Genomic DNA, 19,110 nt, shown 5'->3' on the forward strand with positions numbered 1-19,110 from the left:
CTCTAACAAAATGCCGCCGCTGGCCGCACCTACTCGGCCGCTCGCCCGTTTGCTGGACGCGCTGAAACCGGATTACAACCACAGGGAGAAGTCATGCAAGAAAAAAACCTCAGCGTCAAAAAACTGCTGCTGTCGGCGGCCTTCGCTGCCGTCGCCGCCCCAAGCTTCGCGCAAACCAATGTCACGGTCAGCGGCCTGATCGACAACTATGTCGGCACGATGCACATGGCGGGCGAATCCGACCGGAGGGCTGTGCTCAACAGCGGCGGGATGACCACTTCCTGGATCGGTTTCAAGGGCACCGAAGACCTGGGCGGCGGCCTCAAGGCCAACTTCGCGCTGACCAGCTTCATTCAGGCCGATAACGGCGTGTATGGCCGCTTCACCGGCGACACCCTGTTCTCGCGCGATGCCCACGTCGGCCTGGCCGGCAGCTTCGGTTCCGTGTCGCTCGGCCGCGATCTCGCGCCGAACTTCCTGCCCACCATCCTGTTCAACCCCTTCGGCGATTCCTTCCAGTTCTCGCCGCTGATCCTGCAAGCGGACGTTCCCGTGGCTTTCAACTCGACCGCTCGCACCGGCTGGACCAATTCCCTCGCCGGCGACACCGGCTGGAGCAACGAGATCCTGTACACCACGCCGAACTTCGGCGGCCTGACCGCGAACGTGCATTACCAGTTCGGCGAAGTCGCGGGCGATACCGGCAAGCGCAACTTCGGCGCCAACGTGCTGTATTTCGGCGGCCCGCTCGCCTTGACCGCGTTCTATCACAATGTGAAGGTCAACAATCCGCTCGCCGCTCCGCCGGGCAATGTCCAGCCAGGCCCGAACTCGTTCACCTTCGACTTGCCCTCCGGACTGGAAGCAGCGCGCCAGACCGCCTGGATGGTCGGCGGCAGCTACGACCTGACGGCAGTCAAACTGTTCGCCACTTATGGCCGCACCACGCATGACATCGATCTGAGCGACAAGACCCTGTCCCTCGGCGCCAGCGTGCCGGTTGGCGGCGGCAAGGTGCTGGCTGCATGGGCCCAGACCAGGCGTGACGGCGCTGCCTTCGGCGACGAAGCCAAGCGCAATACTGCATCCGTCGGCTACGACTACGACCTGTCCAAGCGCACCGACGTATATGCGATCTACATGAACGATCGCATCACCGATCAGGACAGCGGCAACAGCTTCGGCGTCGGCATCCGTCACCGTTTCTGAACCGTACCGCATAGAAAAATGGCGCCGCAAGGCGCCATTTTTTTGCGTGCAGCGATCCTTCAAGATGCCGCGCACCATTTCTTCCCTTTCGGCATTCCTGTCGCGGCATGGCTTTGTACATGTGCCGGTCTTGCCGTAGCCCAAATCGCGGAACTCCTTTCAAGAAACAAAATCAAGATTCCATGGTCCCTGGCACACAGGGAACACTGCCATCCCGCCATGGATGCAAGCAGAAAAAGCAAGGCTCACCTTTCGACACATCCTGCTGTTCATGACTAAATCATTCGCATACGGGCCCGGTCTTTTCCCTCCCGTGAAAGCATTGCCATGACAGGCGCGGTGCCTGACTGGACCCAGACCACCTTTTACGCGGTCATGCCGTGGATCGTGATCCTTAACCGGGCACCGTGGGTCTGGATCGTCCTCGAGATACTTGTCACCCTGCTGCTGCTGCTCTTCCTGCACCGCAGGGTGACGATTATCTTGCTGCGGATCACCGCCAGCCTGCCATACTCGCACCGGGTAGTCGCCTATGGCCACCGGGCCGGCGGTATCGCCGCCTTTCTGATCATGGTGCAAATCATCCTGCGCCACAATGAGTCACTCGTCGGTCCGGACTCGGCCTGGCTGCATCTGAACGTGCTGGTGCTGATCGGCGCGCTGACTTGGCTGGGCGTGCGCTGCGTGCGAGCGATTGCCGACACCATCGTGGATCTGAATCCGGTGCATCTGGCCGATAACCTGCAGGCGCGGCGCATCCAGACCCAGACCAAGGTGCTGGCACGCTCGGTCATGGTCGTCATTGTCGTGATCGGCACCGGCTCGGCACTCATGACCTTGCCGATGCTGCGCCAGATCGGCACCAGCCTGCTGGCATCGGCCGGTGCCGCCGGCCTGGTCGTCGGCTTTGCCGCCAAGCCGGTGCTGAGCAACCTGCTGGCCGGCTTGCAGATCGCGCTCACTCAGCCGATCCGCCTGGATGATGTGGTGATCGTGCAAAACGAATGGGGCGTGATCGAGGAGATCACCGGGACGTATGTGGTGATCCGCATCTGGGACCAGCGCCGCCTGATCGTGCCCCTGCAATGGTTTATCGAAAATCCGTTCCAGAACTGGACCCGGACCAGTGCCGACATACTCGGCACTGTCTTGATCTGGGTCGACTACCGGCTGCCGATCGAACCAATCCGCCAGGAAGCGGAACGCATCTGCCGCAATGCACCCGAGTGGGATGGGCGCCTGGTCGAGACCCAGGTGGTGGAAACCAGCGAGCGCGCGATGCAGGTGCGGGTGCTGGTGAGCGCGCGCGACTCCGGCATGGCCTGGCATCTGCGCTGCCGCGTGCGCGAAGAGCTGATCGATTTCATTCAGCGCAACTATCCGGATAGTCTGCCGCGCACGCGCGCCGAAGTCTGGGACAAGGATGCCGGCGGCGCCGAGCAGCCGGCAGGAAGTTCCCTGCCGCCGCAGCGGTGAAACAGTGAAGGCGCAAAACGATCAGCCCAGCTTTGCCGCCAGAGGAACATCGATGACCACATCGGCTTCCGGATGGGCGACGCAGGGAAGAATCCAGCCTTCCGCCTTTTCTTCCCGGGTCAGCCCCGGCCACTCGATGCGGTAACTGACCTGCCCGCTGTCGAGCCGGCACATGCATGCACGGCACGTTCCGTTCCTGCATGAACTCGGTAATTTGATGCCGGAGAGGCTGGCGGCTTCCAGCAGCGGCATTGCATCGGAAACCTCGCACTCCCAGCCGTGCGGCGCGATCACTGCGCGCAACATCCTGCCCGTGATACTCATGGCCCCGCTCAGCGCTCGATGCGCAGTTTCATCGTCACCGGAAATCCTTCCCGACCGGGGTAGGCCGGCGGCTTCGGATAGGTGCCTGCCGCAAAGCCTTCGGCAAAGCACTCGGCCACGTTCGTCGCCGGTTCCACCGCAACTGCACTCGCCTTCCCTTCGGGCGTGATGTCGGCTACCAGCACGAAAGCCTTGTGCTCGGGCGCCGGCTTGAGCCGGGCGCAGGAACGCATGGTCCGCGCGAAGCGGCGCCCGCCCTTGCGGAACAGCGCCGCCGGATATTGCTTCAGCTCGGGTGCGGCTTCGGCTTCCCTCGCGAGTTTCACCCGCTCTTCCACCGTTTCCGCATGGGCCAGGGAGATCAGGAGAAAGAGCAGTAATGGTGCAGTTCTTTTCATGTATTTCTTGTAGAGTGGATTGCCGTTGGCGTGAAGGATCGGGTTAAGAGAATTCAGAGTCTTATTTCTTGCGGCCATCGCGGATCAGCATGCCCTTGTCGCGCCGGTCGATCTCGAACAGGCCGATGGCTGCAGCCAGTTCGCTCAGCTTCGAGTAGCCGTAATTTCTCGGGTCGAAATCCGGCGCCTGCTTGACGATGTTGCTGCCGACGCCTCCCAGATGGGCCCAGCCGTTTTCATCTGATGCGGCTTCGATAGCCAGGCGAAACAGGCTCAGGAGCTTGCTGTCGCCGCGCAATTCCTTGGCGCTGCGCTGCTTTAATTCCGGCTCCGCGCCGGCGGATGCGGAAAGGACTTCGGTGTATACGAAGCGATCGCAGGCCGACACGAATGCCCTCGGCGTTTTCTGTTCGCCGAATCCATAGACCCGCTTGCCGGATTCGCGTATGCGCGAAGCGAGCCGGGTGAAATCGCTGTCGCTGGAGACGAGGCAAAAGCCGGCAAAAGGACCGGTGTACAAGAGATCCATCGCATCGATGATCATCGCGCTGTCCGTCGCATTCTTGCCGGTGGTATAGCGGAATTGCTGGATCGGCTGGATCGAATGCTCGAGCAGGACGGTTTTCCACTGACCGAGATTCGGCGTTGTCCAGTCGCCATAGATGCGCTTGACGCTGGCGATGCCCAGCTTGGCGACTTCCGCCAGTAAGCCTTCGATGATGGCCGGGCTGGCATTGTCGGCGTCGATCAGCACTGCCAATGCTGCATTGTTTTCTCCGGAAACTGCCATGTCCTTGAACCTCATGCTTGTTGCGAGCCTGTGCTGCTGAGCTTCAGAGTCTAAGCACACACCGTTCATATGTCCATCGGGTAAGGCCATTGCGATTGATCGAAGCAGCATTCACCGCAGCAGAACCATATTGGGCTTGCATCTGCGTGAAAAACACCACAGTTGCTGTTGCATAATCCCTAATCGCTGGCTTACACTTGCTCCGCAGAAATTGATCCGCCCGGCAGGGCATTTTTAAAAGGGAAGACAGTGAAAAAATCCGAAATGATCGATGCAATCGCCGAGAAGACCGGTGTCTCCAAGGTCCAAGCCAAGGCATCCATGGACCTGCTGGTTGACTTCATCAAGACCGGCCTGCGCAAGGATGGCCGCTTTGCTGTTTCCGGCCTGGGCACCTTCTCGGTCGGCAAGCGCGCCGCACGCGTTGGCCGCAATCCGGCTACCGGCGAAAAGCTGAAGATCAAGGCGACCAAGACTGCAAAGTTCAAGGCTGCGCCGGACCTGAAAGAAGCTGCAAACAAGTTCAAGGGCTGATACCAGCGCCGGAACCAAAAACAAGGGGCGGGAATTTCCCGCCCTTTGTTTTTTTGTGCCTCACTTCGCGTCGCACCTGAATTCGCAACGCGGTCCGCTTCGCCCCACCCATTTCCCGTCCGGGCATTGCATCGCATCCTGGATGCACACCGTATGCCGCTCCTGCTGCATCGCCTCTTCTTCTTCGCGCTGCCCGCCTGTGGCGCATGCGGCGAGAAGGCAGGAAAGCATGAGCGTCATTGCCGGTCCCTTTGCCCTCAAGGCAACGCGCAAAGGCAAGGCTCGCATATCAAGTGAGGAGCCCGGCACTGCGCAGTATGTTGAGCGTGTTCTCGATATGCGTGGAAAAATACACAGGCCCATACTTCTGCGCCAGCAAGCGTGCCTTGCCTTCGGCCGACGGGCTCAGGAAACTGCCAAACCGCGATGCGAGCGGAGTCAGGTCGGCCGGCGCCATGTCGCGCGCCACTTCCTGGTAAGCCTCCAGCCGCGAGCAGAATACGCGAAACAGTGCCGCCGTCGTGGCATTTTCCGACGCCTGGCTCTTGAATGCTTCCAGGTAGCCGTCGCGCACTTCCTGGCTTGCGGCGGAATCGCCGAGTGCAGCGGCAACCGCATGGAACACCGCAAAGCCGCACAGGAAATACAGCTCACTGAAATAGAGATGGCTGTTCACACTGGCATTCTGGGCTTCCTGCAATTCCGTGGCACCCGGATTGACGGAGTCAGCCAGCCGCGAGGCGAGGGCCCGTCCCAGTTCCTTGTGCGTAAGTGTTGCGTAGTCTGGTTCCATATTGGCCAACTGTTTGCTGACATGCCGCTTCTGTCTGATTAACGCGGGCCCCGTTCCGGAAAACAGGGCGGTCGGGATTTTCAACTTCCACTTCGACATACATTGATAAGGCCATCGGGCTGATCCGGTCCTCCTTCCCGCGAGGTGCACCATGCGGCCGGAAAGTGCGGCAAGGACAGCACAGCCAGGACGGCCATTCGGTCAAAGCCTGAGAGGATATATGACTACGGGACAAAATGGTATATCGGAGCCGGCTGCAGGCGGCTATGAAGTTGACCAGCGTCAAGGCCATGCGTTTCCAAGCGGCTCCGCTCATGGCAGAATGGCAACCGGTATTTTTGCGCCTCCCTGTCGTGCTCTGCGTACTCTCCGTCGCCGCACCGGTGCACATGCCAGCGACTGCAAGCCCGCGGGTTTGCTCAATGTTTTGGATGCTCTCTCACATTTCACAGGACACCCATGAAAATCGAAACGCTCGCCGTCCATGCCGGTTATTCCCCGGATCCCACCACCAAAGCGGTTGCCGTACCGATTTACCAGACCGTCGCCTATGCCTTCGACAATGCGCAGCATGGCGCCGACCTGTTCGACCTGAAGGTGCCGGGCAATATCTACACCCGCATCATGAACCCGACGCAGGACATCCTGGAAAAGCGCATTGCAGCGCTGGAAGGCGGTATCGGGGCGCTCGCGCTGGCGTCCGGCATGGCTGCGATCACCTATGCGATCCAGACCATTGCCGAAGCGGGCGACAACATCATTTCCGCCAGCCAGCTGTATGGCGGCACCTACAACCTGTTTGCACACACGCTGCCGCAGCTCGGCATCGAGGTGCGCTTCGCCGATGCGCGCCGGCCGGAAAGCTTCGCCGCGCTCATCGATGGCCGCACCAAGGCCATCTTCTGCGAATCGATCGGCAACCCGCTCGGCAATGTCACGGACTTCGCCAAGCTCGCCGACGTCGCGCACGCGCACGGCATTCCGCTGATCGTCGACAATACCGTTCCCAGCCCTTACCTGTGCCGCCCGATCGAACATGGCGCCGACATCGTCGTGCATGCACTGACCAAATATCTCGGCGGCCATGGCAATAGCATGGGCGGGGCCATCGTCGACAGCGGCAAATTCCCCTGGGCCAAGCACAAGGAACGCTTCAAGCGCCTGAACGAGCCCGACGTGTCTTATCACGGCGTGGTCTATACCGAAGCGCTCGGTGAAGCTGCCTACATCGGCCGCGCCCGCGTGGTCCCGCTGCGCAACATGGGCGCGGCGATTGCGCCGATGAATGCCTTCCTGATCCTGCAAGGCGTCGAAACCCTGCCGCTGCGCATGGACCGCATCTGCGAGAACACGCTCGCCATCGCGCGTCACCTGAAGCAGCATCCGAAAGTGGCATGGGTCAATTACGCCGGCGTGGAAGATCACCCGGACCATGGGCTGGTGCGCAAGTACATGGGCGGGCGCGCGTCCGGCATCCTGTCCTTCGGCCTCAAGGCCAGCAGCCAGGGTGATGTCCGCGCCGCCGGGGCACGCGTGCTCGATGCATTGAAGCTGTTTACCCGCCTGGTGAATATCGGCGACGCCAAATCGCTGGCCACGCATCCGGCCTCGACCACCCATCGCCAGCTCAACGAAGCCGAGCTGGCACAGGCGGGCGTGTCGGAAGACATGCTGCGGCTGTCGATCGGTATCGAGCATATCGACGACCTGCTCGCCGATCTCGATCAGGCGCTGGCCGCGGCATAACGCGGCTGCCGGCAGTGGCGGGCCTGTGCTGGCCCGTCACTGCCCTCCAGCACCTGTCTTCACGCCGCATCGCATGCGGCACCTTCCCCGCAACAAGGATTCCCGCTTGGCCAGGGTGCACCGGCCAGCTGCAACAACACCATGTCTTTTTCCGCCAGCCTGCAATCCCGTTCTCCCCGCTCCCTGGGCCTGTTCTGCCTGATGATCACGTCGCTTGGCTGGGGCATCAACTGGCCGGCCATGAAATTCCTGCTGCGCGAGTGGCCGCCCCTGTTTGCGCGCGGCGTGGCCGGCGTGGCAGCCGCCTGTCTGCTGGCTGCGATTGCAGCAGCGGCCGGGCAAAGGCTTCGGGTGCCACGTGAATTGCTGGGCCGGCTGACCCTCGGCGCTTTCACCAATGTCTTTGCCTGGATGGGATTTTCCACGCTGTCGCTGCGCTGGCTGAATGTCGGACAGGCAGCCCTGCTGGTCTATACCATGCCGCTCTGGGCGACCTTGCTGGCCTGGCCGCTGCTCGGCAAGCGGCCGAGCCTGCGCGACAGCATGGGGCTGGCGCTGTGCATTGCGGGCGTGGCCCTGCTGTTTGGCGGCCCGGATGCGTCGCTAGGCACGGACCAGCTGGCCGGCGCGCTGTTTGCGCTTGGCGCGGCTTTTTTCTTTGCCCTTGGAACAGTCGCCCTGAAACCAACGCCCCTACCACCGTTTACCGCGCTTGCCTGGCAAGTCGGCATTGGCTGCGCGCCCATGCTGGTGCTGGGCCTGCTGTTTGAGCAGCCGGATTTCCACGCACTGAGTGCCGGCGGGTGGGGAGTGATGGCTTACATGACTGTCATGCCCATGGGCATCTGCTATCTGACGTGGTTTGCGGCGCTGCGCCGGCTGCCGCCGGCAACGGCGTCGATCGCGACACTGCTCACGCCCATCATCGGCGTGACCGCGGCGGCACTCTCCCTGGGCGAACCCCTCGGCCTCCGGCAGTTGCTGGCCATGGCCCTGACGATAGGCGGCGTGGCATTTGTGCTGCGCAAGGCCTGAGACGGCAGCTTGCTTCGATGCCGGGCGCTGCAGTTACCCCTGCCCGGTATCGATCATTCCGTGCAGTTCGGCGGCCGCGATCTGGATCGAATAATACTGGGCTTCGCTCGCCCGGCTTTCGACCGCCAGAACTCCGCAGCGGTGCACGTTCTTGAAATCCCCGTACGGGAACTTGTACTTGCCTATTTCTTCTTCACTGTCGTCGATGCCCAGGAACCACTTGGCGTATTCCTCGACGCCGTGCCGGTGCAGAAAGGCTTCCTCCTGCTCGGGCGAAGGCTTGTGGTCGTGCCAGGCAGTATGCTCGTCGGTGATGACATGTCTTTCCCTGAGCAATTGCCGCGCGTGGTCGAATGCTTCCAGATTCAGCTTGACTGCCATGGCCCGGGCGTCCCTCGTTACGTTGGCATTCGCGCAGACCGCGCCTCAAGCGCGCAGTTCCGGCAGTTTTTCATTTTCCGGCACGAAGCGCAGCGCCAGGCCGTTGTTGCAATAGCGTAGCCCGGTCGGTTTCGGGCCGTCTTCAAACACGTGGCCCTGGTGGCCGCCGCAGCGCGCACAATGGTATTCGGTGCGCGGCAAGACCAGCTTGTAATCCGTCTTCATCGCGACGCTGTCCGGGAGATGGTCATAAAAGCTGGGCCAGCCGGTGCCGCTTTCGAATTTGGTCGAGCTGGCGAACAAGGGCAGGCTGCAGGCGGCACAGACGAAAGTGCCTGCGCGCTTTTCTTCATTCAATGGACTGGAGCCAGGCGGCTCGGTGTCTTCTTCGAACAGCACGCGATAGCTATTTGCCGGCAACAGTGCTTTCCATTCAGACTTTGGCTTTGCGAGCGGAGTCACAACATTTCCCTCCTTGGCAATGGCCGGCAGCCAGCTGTATGCAAGCATTCCCGACAGACTGGTCAAGAATCGGCGGCGGTTCATGATAGGCCTCCTGCGCCAGTACGCCCGGATGATTCCGAGGCGACTCACTTTTGACATCGTCGTCCTGCCAACATTCCCGAAGATTGTGCATGCTCAATCCCGTTTATGGCTGTGAAGGAACCCAGTATCCGGCTTGCTGCCAAATCTCTATTGCATTGCAGCTCTTTGCCTGACACCCATGTTAAAGCCTGGCACTACTTCGGAATCGCAAGCGGCGACGGAGGCTGTTCCTCTCCCCTCCCCTCCTCAGCCGGAGGCACGCCGGCAGATTGCTCCCGGCGTCACGACGGCCAGCATCGTGCTGCTGACGATCGCGGCGCTGTACTTTGGCCGGGACATCTTCCTGCCCTTCACGCTGGCCGTGCTGCTGAGCTTCCTGCTCGCGCCCCTGGTGGCGGGGCTGCGCCACCTGCATGTGCCGCGCGTGGCCGCGGTGGTCATGGTCGTCGCCTTCGCTGTGGCGCTGATCGGCGGCCTGTCGGTTCTGGTCGGCAGCCAGATGGTCAATATCGCGAACAACCTGCCATCCTATCAGAAGACGATGCAGGAAAAGGTGCGGGCGATCCGGTCTGCTGCGCCCGGCGGCGGTGCAATCGACCGCACCACGCAGGTGATCCAGGCGCTCGGCCGCGAACTGTCGGAATCTTCCGGCACCAGCGCGGAGGGCAGGAGCGCGGACAGCGCGCGCGCGAAAAAGGAACCGATCCCGGTTCGGATCGAGCACGGCGTCGACGAACCGATGACCCTGTTCCAGAATGTCATCAGCCCGGTGCTGGGGCCGATCGGCACGGCCGGCCTGGTCATCGTTTTCATTTTCTTTGTCCTGCTGGAGCCGAGCGACCTGCGCGACCGCTTCATCCGGCTGGCGGGCAGCGACCTGCATCGCACCACAGAAGCGCTGAGCGAAGCCGCCGAGCGCGTCAGCCGCTACCTGCTGATGCAACTGGTGGTGAACGTCACCTATGGCTTGCCGATCGGGCTCGGCCTCTACCTGATCGGCGTGCCCGGCGCCTTCCTGTGGGGCTTGCTGGCCACGGTGCTGCGCTTCATTCCCTATCTCGGCCCGGTGATTGCAGCCGTGCCGCCGATCGTGCTGTCCTTCGCCGTCGATCCGGGCTGGAGCATGCTGCTCTGGACCGCGGCGCTGTTCCTGGTGGTGGAACTGATCAGCAATAACGTCGTCGAGCCGTGGCTGTACGGATCGAGCACCGGCATGAGCCCGGTCGCCGTAATCCTCTCGGCGATCTTCTGGACCATGCTGTGGGGGCCGGTCGGCCTGATGCTGGCCACGCCGCTCACGGTGTGCCTGGTCGTGATGGGACGTTACGTGCCGCAACTGCAGTTTCTCGACGTGCTGCTCGGCAGCGAACCGGTGCTGGCGCCGGAAGAGCGGCTGTACCAGCGCCTGCTTGCTGGCAATGTGGAAGAAGCCATCGAAATCGCAGAGACGCAAATGGCGGAAACCGGCATGCTGGCCTTCTATTCAGAGACTGGCCTGCCGGCCTTGCGCCTGGCAGAAAATGCGCGCGAGCGCGGCGCTTCGGACGAAGACCGGACAAAGGTGGCCGAGGGCATGCTCGCGGTGCTGTTCGACGTGAAGGACCAGGTCGACAGGAAAGACGACTCAGAGAATGCGCCGAGCCGCTGGCTGGGCACACCGGTGCTGTCGATTGCCGGCCGCGGGCAGCTCGACGCGGCCGGCGCCGAAATGCTGGTACAAGCCCTCGCCGGCCAGGGCATAGGCGCGAATCTTCTGCCGGCCATCGCCGTCACGCTCGACCATATCGGCAATATCGACCTGGCCGGCATCGAAGTGGTCTGCCTGTCCTACTTCAGCCCGCGTCCCAAGGCTTATGCCCGGTTCGTCTGCCGCCGTCTCAAGCGCCGCCTGCCACGCCTGAAGATCGTGCTCGGCGCCTGGAACCTGGCCTCCGAGGCGGGTCCGCCGGAACAGCTCGCCGCCGACTCCGGTGCCGATGCCGTCGCCACCACCCTGGAAGAAGCGGTGCGCCGTATCGAAGAGATGGTGGACCAGGCGGTGGCGCAGCCTTCCGTGCCGCCGCCCTTGCCGGCCGAGGAACAGGCCCGCATCGAAGCGCTGCATTCGAGCGGGGCACTGGCCGCAAGCAACAGCGCCCATCTCGACCGCGTCGCGCGCGAAGTGGCGGAAGCCTTCGATGCCCCGATCGCGCTGGTGTCGCTGATCGATGACAGTTGCCAGTTGTGGAAGGGTGCGCACGGCTTGCCGGAGCGGCTCAACCAGGCCCGCCAGGGTACGCGCGAAACCGCGATATGCACGCATGTGGTGGCATCAAAAGCGCCGCTGGTGGTGGAAGATACCGCGCGCGACGCACGCTTTGCGCACAACCCCTTCCTGCGCGAGCACGGCTTTCGCTTCTATGCCGGCGTGCCGCTGCGCACATCCTCCGGCCATGTCATCGGCTCGCTGTGCGTGATCGACCTGAAACCGCGCACGCTTACACCGCGCGAACTCAAGCTGCTGCAGGTGGTTGCCGATGAATTGATGGCCGAACTTGCCCAGCGTGCTTCTGCGCCCCATGTTTCCGAAGAAAAGCCGGAGTGCACGGATGTGCAGCTCGGCATGCAGCGGGCGTCGGCGGCCGGAAGTTAGCAAGTCTCACACATTGCTTTTGCAGATGGAGCATCGTCTCGGTCGCTTCGGGAATCTGTGCAAACCGTCGTCGGCCGCCATCAGCGTGTCCCGCAAGCCGCGATTCGTCACTTTATCGCACCAACAGTAAAGCCCGCGACGAAACGATCCACGAAGAAGTTGTACAGCACTGCGATCGGGATGCTGACGATCAGGCAGGCGCCCATGAGCGAGCCCCAGAAATACACGTCGCCGCGCACGAGGAAGGTCGGCACGCCCACGCTCACCGTGTAATGCGACGAACTGGTGATGAAGGTCAGGGCGTAGATGAATTCCTGCATTACCAGGGTGAGGCTGAAGATGATGACCGTCAGGATTCCCGCCGAGGAGAGCGGCACGACCACTTTCAGAAAGGCGCCGAAGCGGCTCAGTCCGTCCATCATGGCCGCTTCCTCGATGTCGCGCGGCACGGCTTTGAAGAAACCCATCATCAGCCAAGTGCAGAACGGGACCGTGAAGCTCGGGTATACCAGCACCAGCGACCATAGCGAATCCTGGATACCCAGTGAGCCAACGATGCGGGAGAACGGAATGAACAGGATGGTGGGCGGTATCAGGTAGGTCAGGAAAATGCCGACCGCAAGCTGGGTCCCGAGGCGGCCGGGCAGGCGCGCAAGGCTGTAACCCGCCGGCACGGCGAGCAGCAGCGTGATGGCGACGACCGCGACGCCGACCAATAGCGTGTTCAGCAGCCACTGCGGATATTGGGTGTCGAAGAACAGCACCCGCAAATTCTCCAGCGTCGGCGGGCTGTTGAAGAGGAAAGGATTGTTGGCAGTGTTGACCAGGTCGAGGATGTCCTTGAACGTGGTGATCAGCATCCAGTAGAAGGGAAAGGCGCTGAACGCCGCGAATGCGGCAATGATGCCGAACCGGGTGGCGTTTGTGCCACGGCGCCGCCAGCGTATCGATGCCGCATGCATCTCAGGTCACCTCCGTGCGGCGGGCGACCGTCAGAAGCGCGATCACCACCGCCACCAACAGCGGGAACAGGAACAGCGAAATCGCCGCTCCCTCGGCCAGGTCGCCGCCCTGTATGCCGGTAAAGAACGCCAGGCTGGCCAGCACCTGGGTCGTGTCATACGGCCCGCCGCGCGTCAGCACGTAGATGATGATCATGTCGGTGAAGGTGAACACGATGCCGAACAGCAGCGCCACCAGCATGACGGGCATCACCAGCGGGATATTGATGCGGAACAGGCGGCGCCAGAAGCCGGCACCGTCCATGGCGGCGGCGTCGTGGATGTCCTGTGGAATGCCGGCAAGGCCCGCCAGGATGATCACCGTAGCCAGCGGCAGCAAGCGCCACACGTCCACGATGATGATCGATGCCATCGCCAGGTCCGGCTGGCCGAGCCAGATCGGCCAGCTTCCCGGGGACAGCAGGCCGAGCGCTTTCAGTGTCCAGTTGATGATGCTGTACACCGGATCGAAGATCCACAGCCAGCCTATGGTGCCAAGCGAGATCGGCGCCACCCACGGCAGCAGGATCAGAAAACGGACCAGCCACTTGCCGCGGAAATCGCCATACAGCGCCACTGCCAGGATCTTTGCCAGCACCACCACCAGGAACTGCGACACGAGCGTGAACACCAGGCTGTTGCGCAATGAGCGCCAGAAAGTGCCGCTGTCGAACACGCGCCGGAAATTGTCCAGGCCGGTGAAATGCAGCACCTGGCTGCCGACGGTGGCATCGGACAGGCTGTAATAGATCGACAGCAGGAAGGGAAAGGCGACCAGCAGCGTGATATAGATCACTGCCGGGGCCAGCATGAAGAGGCCGAGCCGGGTATCGTCGTCCTGCACCCGGCGGCGCGCCGGGTGCCGTTCGATCATCGCGGTCGGGGCAGTGGCACTCATGATCAATGCGTTTCGTGCCTGCGCCCCGACTGCGGATCGAAATGACGCAGGTCGCGGCTGCGCACCACGAAGCCGTAGCGTGCGCCGGCCTCGATGGGCACCGTCACCGTACAGGGGATGCGCGATATTGCCTTCACTGGCGGCAGCGGCGGTTCCAGCACGCCATACACCAGCCGGTCCGAGCCGAGGTTTTCGATGCGCGTCACCTGCAGCGGGAAGCTTGTCACGGCCTCGTCCGCGGGATAGGCTTCGCGCGGCAGGAAGTGCTCGGGACGAAAGCCGGTGACCAGTCCATGCTGCTCCATCATGTTCATCGGTGGCGAACCGATAAAGGTGGCGACGAACATGTCTGCCGGATGTTCGTACACTTCCTTCGGCGTGCCGATCTGGTGGATATGGCCGTGGTTGAGGATCACGATGCGGTCGCCCAGGCCCAGCGCTTCGATCTGATCGTGCGTGACATAGATGGTCGTGGTCGCCAGCCGCCGCTGGAATTGCTGCAGTTCGTCGCGCGCCGAGGTCCGGAGCTTGGCGTCGAGGTTGGACAAGGGTTCATCCAGCAGGAACACGACGGGCTGACGCACGACCGCCCGCGCCAGGGCGACCCGCTGGCGCTCGCCGCCGGAGAGCTGGCGCGGCTTGCGCATCAGCAGATGATCGATGCCGAACAGCTTCGCCGCCCAGCCCACCTTCTCGGCGACCTGGTCGTGCGGCATGCGCTGGCCTTCGAGCGGAAAAGCAATATTGCCGAATACGGTGAGGTGCGGATACAGCGCATAGCTCTGGAACACCATGGCCATGTTGCGCTCGCGCGGCGGCAACTCGGTCACGTCGCGGCCATCCACCAGGATGGCGCCGGAACTCGGCGTCTCCAGTCCCGCAATCATCCGCAACAGCGTGGTCTTCCCGGAACCGGACGGTCCGAGCAGCACCAGGAATTCCGCTTCGCGCACGGCAAGGTCGATCCCATCCACCGCGTTTCCGCCGTCGAAACGCTTGGTAATGGCGCGTGTCTCTACCGTAGCCATGGCGCTTGCCTGCAACTCCGCATCCCGCGCATCACACCATGCCTCGTTCGCGCCATTTCGCGAAGATGCGCTTGCATGCGGCATCCGCCTGCGCGACCGCGTTCTCCGGTGTCTCTGTACCGGTGGCCGCCTTGCCGAACATGGTGTTGAGCACCCAGGTGTTGAAGATTTCGTCGATGGCGGCGTTGGCATATCCGGGATAGCCGACATTCGTCGCCTGCGTCATCAGCGTGCCGAGCACCTTGTACTTGTCGTGCGGCGTGGCCTTGGGATCGTCGGCGATCATCTTCTGCAGGTCGGGCACGGTGCTGTTGAAGCAGGGGAAGTTGTAGTACTCGCTTCCCACGAAGCCCTGCCGGAAATTGTCGATGTAGTCCACCAGGAATTTCTTCGCGCCGTCGATGTTCTCCGCGAATTTCCAGATCACGTAGCAATCCATCACGTGCTCCATGCCGATGCGGCGCACCGGGCCCTGCAGTGCCTGAGTCAGCCAGATATTGGGCGTGACCGGAATCCGCTTGTTCTCCCCTTCGCGGGTGACGGAAATTGCATTCAGGCAGAGCGAGATCTTGCCGGCGAGCATAGCGCGATTGTTCGAAGACGCATCCCATGCCATCACTTCCGGCGTCATGGTTTCCTGATACAGAGTCTTGACGAACTTCACCGCTTCCACCGTGCTCTTCGAGTTCAGCACCACTTCGCCGTCTTCGTTCTGGACCGATCCACCGAAGGCAAATAGTATGGTGCGCATGGCCATCGCAGTGTCGAGCTCGGAAGACAGGCCGATGCCCACGGGAATATTGCGTTTCTGCTTGATCTGGCGCCCCGCGTTAAGCACGTCTTCCCAGGTATCCGGCGCCTTGGCGCCGATCTCGTCCCAGAGATCCTTGCGATAGTTGATCGGATCGGGAACGAAGCTGTCGGAAAACGCGAAATACTTCTTCGTCTTCGGGTTATAGGTGCTCTTGATGGCAAGGTCGACCGGCTTGCCGTGCTTGCGCTGGCATTCCTCGTAGATTTCGCGGTGGTTGATGACCTGATCCTCATACACTGGCGGCGGCGACAGGAACATGAACAAGTCATGCCCCTTCTGCGCCGACACTTCCGCGGCGGCACGCGTAGCGAGCGCCGGAATGCCGACATGGTCGACAATCACATCGGTGTCGTTCTTCTGCCCCCACTCCTTCACGTAAGTGCCGTCGAACCACTTGTCATAACCGGGCACGAAATGATTCCACTGCAAAATCTTCAGTGTCCGCTTCGCTGCATGGGCATTGATAAAAGGCGCAGCTCCGGCCACAAGACCTGCCGCACCGGCCGCCTGGATGATCCGGCGTCGCCGGATATTGGTGCCGGAAGCAAACGTGGTGGGCGCATTTTGCCGGCAGCCATCATTGCTGGTCTGATTTGTCATCGCTGTCTCCTCGGTGAGAAAAATCTTGTTTTCCCTCCCTGAGCGGACTGACCAAATCTGTACTTTTAAATATAAACTGCCAGGCAAATAACGCAACATATTCCCTGCCTCAACAGGGAATGCTTCCATGCCGATTCCGGGATGTCCGCTTGAATGACTGCCACGCAAAACGCTCGGCATCTTTGCATAAGCGCATCGCCGTGGCGCTCAGTGCGATGTTCCGGGTAGTAAGAATCGCGGCCAGGTCTTGCCTCGTTCATCGTGAGCAGTTGATTACTGCTCAGCACCTGCAAGCAAGCAGCGGGCTCTACACATCCTTTGCCTTCGGTGCGTGGTTTGAACTGGCACCGGAGATATCCGGATTTCGCGATCAAGGCTCTCAGGTGACTTCGCCCCGTTCAAACCGGCGCACGATATCGGCATAGACCTCGGGCGGAAACTGGGCGAAGTCGAACAGCATGAATAATGGCTCGGCAATGCGCTGCACATGTTCGGCCAGCGCTTCCCGGATGGAACCGAGAACCACGACGATGTCCACCTGCGATTCATCGTCATGTGCAGTGCGGGGAAAGATGTGGCGGCTGGAGCTCGAACTGCCGAGCTTTCGTCCGGCGAGTCCGCGATGCGTGACGCGCACGCTCAGCCGGGTCGCGGGATCCACGCCGAGATGCCTGTACAGATTCGCTGCAAACAGCAAGGCTTCTGCCATCCGCATGATGCGGATATTGAAGAAGAAGGCATTCTCTGCACGCTGGTCTTCAAACAGGCACTGGCGCAGGAAGAAGTCGGCGTTGGAACGCAAGGCCCAGTAGTCATAGGATGTGCGTCCGGACAGCGAATCGGTTTCGGTGAAGATCTCGGCCCGGATGCCATCGCCATACGGGTGAGGGCGGAATTTGTCGTGATGGTCGAGGGTGATGCCGATCGGCCAGCCGAAGGTATGGATTTCCGACTTGCGCACGCTGGTTACAAGTTCGAGCTGCGATTTGCTGATGTCGGCGTGCAGGCCGAAGCGCAGCTCCATGTAAGCGTGGATGCCCAGCGCCTTCAAGCGTTTCGCCGTCGCCTTCGCTTCGGTATTGAACCAGGCATCGTCCAGCAGCTTGATGCCGCTGGCCATCACGCCGGAATTGCTGGCATGGCGGGCCGGCGCTGTGGACCGGACGGGGTCGGATGAAAAGGGATTTTCTCCGAGCGGCGGCTTGACCACTGCCGGCGCGCCAAGCAATTCCCGGAGCAGCTCTTCCCTTTTTTCCCGATAGTGACCGGCTTCGGAAAAGTCGATGTACAGGCGCGGACCGAGAAAGCGTGGCACCTTGCGGGTCGACGCATTGTTGCGGATCAGCGGGATGAATTTTTTGGTGTCGATGCTGTGCACCATGTCGGCGGTAATGATCAGGCGTTCATAGCCGACGCCGCTTGAGCCAGCTTCCGACCTGGCGACATAGTTTTCGGAACACACCAGCAACACCCGGTCCGATTCGGTGATCCCTTTCTGCATGAAGGCGGCGACATCCTGGCCCGGAACGAGATCCCACTGATCGAGCGATGCATCGACACCATGAACGCGCAAGTCCGTGGCCAGCTGGAGCACCCAAGCCTTGTGTGCAACCGAGTCGTGGGAATAAGAGATGAAGACTTTCGGCACGCTCATAAGCACCTCCCGGCGGCTTCCGATGCCAAGCCCTGTTGCTCCAACCCGCCGCATGCCAGCCCGTGAAGCACGATCGGGATGTCGATGGCAGGTGTCCCGAACAACCGTCGATCACGTCGCATCCGGTTCATGCGTGGTACGTCGACAGGAGGCGAGGCGAGACGATTTCAGTATAGGAATGCGTGAATTGCATGTCCACCCGATAATTCTTTTGTTACATGCAAAGCAGTGCGGATTGGATGGGCAAGGGTATTGTGGATGGTTTTTGATCCGTCCGCTTCCCATGGACATGGGAAGCGATGGAAAGCCGACGCGGCGCGGTCGAAGAGGGAGTGCCCACTTGCCGGCACTCCCATGCGACAGCCGACGTGGTTTAGAGCGGCTTGATTTGCACTTTGCGGAACTTGATGGCGCCGCCGGCATACTGCAGCGCGATCGGCCCACTCTTGTGCCTGCTGTCATCGACGTCAACCGTGCGTACGCCATTCAAGGCCACGGTCAGGTGCGTACCCTTGACCGTGATGTCATAAGTATTCCATTTTCCGCCAGCTTTCGGCATCGGCACCACCTTGGCGACGTGGACGATTGCCCCCGTGCCGTAGGTGGGATCGGGACGCTGATCGAAAATGTTCGCTTCATAGCAGGTCTTGTCCGCGATATTGGACAGATCTTCGCAACGCATGAAGATGCCGCTGTTGGCATCGTCGCTGGCCCAGAATTCCGCCCGGATCTGGAAGTCGGTATAAGAATTCCTCGTCAGCAGAAAACTATGGTCCTTGCTGGTTTTCTTGTCCGCCTGGATGACGCCGTCAGCTGCATTCCAGTTGGCGTCGCCGACAATTTTCCAGTTATCCAGCCCCTTGGCGCCATCGATCAGCGTGACCCATCCGGAATCCGCTTGAGTAGAAGCTTTGCTGGCACAGCCGGCGACGAGCATGGCAACGCCGAGCAGACTGAGAATGGTGGACAACAATCGGTTCATGGTGGACTCCCCTCTTTCATTAAAATTTGTTTTTCAGGTTGCGCCGCTTTCGGAGCAGAACTGCATGACCGGCATGGACCTTCGATGCCGGAACCTGATGAAAGCGAAGCGCAGTACAGCGCGGTGCGGATTCAGGCAGTGAGCGAATACGCATCCGGCAATATCTTCTGTGCCAAGCGGGCTGTCAATGCGATTCTCCCGCGCTCACTCGTTCTTTGCGCGGTTTGCCACAACGGGGAATTCGGGCAAGGGGGAGCAGCTGAGCTCGG

The 19,110-nt window shown here is 61.4% G+C and carries 18 protein-coding genes; 6 read left to right on the forward strand and 12 right to left on the reverse strand.

Going from position 1 to position 19,110, the window contains the following annotated elements; all coding sequences use genetic code 11:
* The first annotated feature begins 93 nt into the window (after positions 1 to 93).
* On the forward strand, positions 94 to 1,209 hold the full coding sequence (locus tag HGHM_RS15890) for a porin (RefSeq protein ID WP_019142541.1): 1,116 nt from the start codon (positions 94 to 96) through the stop codon (positions 1,207 to 1,209).
* A 327-nt stretch (positions 1,210 to 1,536) separates the two neighbouring features.
* Positions 1,537 to 2,685 carry a mechanosensitive ion channel family protein gene (locus HGHM_RS15895; RefSeq protein ID WP_019142542.1) on the forward strand — a complete coding sequence of 383 codons (1,149 nt, stop codon included), beginning with the start codon at positions 1,537 to 1,539 and terminating at the stop codon, positions 2,683 to 2,685.
* 21 nt (positions 2,686 to 2,706) lie between these two features.
* Here the strand turns inward: HGHM_RS15895 and HGHM_RS15900 are convergent, their stop codons facing one another.
* The 3 genes from HGHM_RS15900 to HGHM_RS15910 all read right to left on the reverse strand — a co-directional run bounded on the left by HGHM_RS15900 (position 2,707) and on the right by HGHM_RS15910 (position 4,212).
* Entirely contained in the window at positions 2,707 to 3,009 is a 303-nt protein-coding gene (locus tag HGHM_RS15900; protein ID WP_019142543.1) for a 2Fe-2S iron-sulfur cluster-binding protein, read from the reverse strand.
* 8 nt (positions 3,010 to 3,017) lie between these two features.
* Positions 3,018 to 3,407, reverse strand: coding sequence for a hypothetical protein (locus tag HGHM_RS22370; RefSeq protein WP_019142544.1), 390 nt, complete (start codon positions 3,405 to 3,407; stop codon positions 3,018 to 3,020).
* 61 nt (positions 3,408 to 3,468) lie between these two features.
* On the reverse strand, positions 3,469 to 4,212 hold the full coding sequence (locus HGHM_RS15910) for an NYN domain-containing protein (protein WP_019142545.1): 744 nt from the start codon (positions 4,210 to 4,212) through the stop codon (positions 3,469 to 3,471).
* A gap of 234 nt (positions 4,213 to 4,446) precedes the next feature.
* Here HGHM_RS15910 and HGHM_RS15915 point away from each other — a divergent pair, with 234 nt between their 5' ends.
* Positions 4,447 to 4,731, forward strand: a complete 285-nt coding sequence (locus HGHM_RS15915; protein WP_019142546.1) for an HU family DNA-binding protein — start codon at positions 4,447 to 4,449, stop codon at positions 4,729 to 4,731.
* A gap of 289 nt (positions 4,732 to 5,020) precedes the next feature.
* Here the strand turns inward: HGHM_RS15915 and HGHM_RS15925 are convergent, their stop codons facing one another.
* Positions 5,021 to 5,524, reverse strand: coding sequence for a hypothetical protein (locus tag HGHM_RS15925; protein ID WP_148415697.1), 504 nt, complete (start codon positions 5,522 to 5,524; stop codon positions 5,021 to 5,023).
* A gap of 459 nt (positions 5,525 to 5,983) precedes the next feature.
* Here HGHM_RS15925 and HGHM_RS15930 point away from each other — a divergent pair, with 459 nt between their 5' ends.
* Together HGHM_RS15930 and HGHM_RS15935 are read left to right on the forward strand one after the other, a co-directional pair.
* A complete protein-coding gene (locus HGHM_RS15930) occupies positions 5,984 to 7,270 on the forward strand; it encodes an O-acetylhomoserine aminocarboxypropyltransferase/cysteine synthase family protein (protein ID WP_019142549.1) in 1,287 nt (428 codons plus the stop codon).
* Between the two features lie 141 nt (positions 7,271 to 7,411).
* Positions 7,412 to 8,305 carry a DMT family transporter gene (locus HGHM_RS15935; protein WP_019142550.1) on the forward strand — a complete coding sequence of 298 codons (894 nt, stop codon included), beginning with the start codon at positions 7,412 to 7,414 and terminating at the stop codon, positions 8,303 to 8,305.
* Between the two features lie 33 nt (positions 8,306 to 8,338).
* Here HGHM_RS15935 and HGHM_RS15940 read toward each other — a convergent pair whose 3' ends face one another.
* Complete coding sequence (locus tag HGHM_RS15940) at positions 8,339 to 8,686, reverse strand: hypothetical protein (protein ID WP_019142551.1); 348 nt, start codon at positions 8,684 to 8,686, stop codon at positions 8,339 to 8,341.
* A 45-nt stretch (positions 8,687 to 8,731) separates the two neighbouring features.
* A complete protein-coding gene (msrB, locus tag HGHM_RS15945) occupies positions 8,732 to 9,232 on the reverse strand; it encodes a peptide-methionine (R)-S-oxide reductase MsrB (protein WP_019142552.1) in 501 nt (166 codons plus the stop codon).
* Positions 9,233 to 9,410: 178 nt separating this feature from the next.
* Here msrB and HGHM_RS15950 point away from each other — a divergent pair, with 178 nt between their 5' ends.
* On the forward strand, positions 9,411 to 11,864 hold the full coding sequence (locus HGHM_RS15950) for an AI-2E family transporter (protein WP_019142553.1): 2,454 nt from the start codon (positions 9,411 to 9,413) through the stop codon (positions 11,862 to 11,864).
* Positions 11,865 to 11,971: 107 nt separating this feature from the next.
* On the opposite strand, the gene HGHM_RS15955 is transcribed toward HGHM_RS15950, so the two are convergent.
* From HGHM_RS15955 to HGHM_RS15980, 6 genes are all read right to left on the reverse strand, one after another.
* Positions 11,972 to 12,826 carry a carbohydrate ABC transporter permease gene (locus tag HGHM_RS15955; RefSeq protein WP_019142554.1) on the reverse strand — a complete coding sequence of 285 codons (855 nt, stop codon included), beginning with the start codon at positions 12,824 to 12,826 and terminating at the stop codon, positions 11,972 to 11,974.
* 1 nt (position 12,827) lies between these two features.
* Positions 12,828 to 13,763: a carbohydrate ABC transporter permease gene (locus HGHM_RS15960; RefSeq protein WP_026076099.1), complete on the reverse strand. Its 936-nt coding sequence runs from the start codon at positions 13,761 to 13,763 to the stop codon at positions 12,828 to 12,830.
* 2 nt (positions 13,764 to 13,765) lie between these two features.
* Positions 13,766 to 14,791, reverse strand: a complete 1,026-nt coding sequence (locus HGHM_RS15965) for an ABC transporter ATP-binding protein (RefSeq protein ID WP_019142556.1) — start codon at positions 14,789 to 14,791, stop codon at positions 13,766 to 13,768.
* Between the two features lie 31 nt (positions 14,792 to 14,822).
* Positions 14,823 to 16,205 (reverse strand): ABC transporter substrate-binding protein, encoded by a 1,383-nt coding sequence (locus HGHM_RS15970; RefSeq protein WP_019142557.1) that lies wholly within the window; start codon positions 16,203 to 16,205, stop codon positions 14,823 to 14,825.
* Positions 16,206 to 16,584: 379 nt separating this feature from the next.
* Positions 16,585 to 17,859 (reverse strand): toll/interleukin-1 receptor domain-containing protein, encoded by a 1,275-nt coding sequence (locus HGHM_RS22375; RefSeq protein WP_019142558.1) that lies wholly within the window; start codon positions 17,857 to 17,859, stop codon positions 16,585 to 16,587.
* Positions 17,860 to 18,232: 373 nt separating this feature from the next.
* Entirely contained in the window at positions 18,233 to 18,841 is a 609-nt protein-coding gene (locus tag HGHM_RS15980) for a 3-keto-disaccharide hydrolase (protein WP_019142559.1), read from the reverse strand.
* Positions 18,842 to 19,110 lie beyond the last annotated feature (269 nt).

Source organism: Noviherbaspirillum massiliense JC206 (assembly GCF_000312045.1).
GTDB lineage: Bacteria > Pseudomonadota > Gammaproteobacteria > Burkholderiales > Burkholderiaceae_D > Noviherbaspirillum > Noviherbaspirillum massiliense.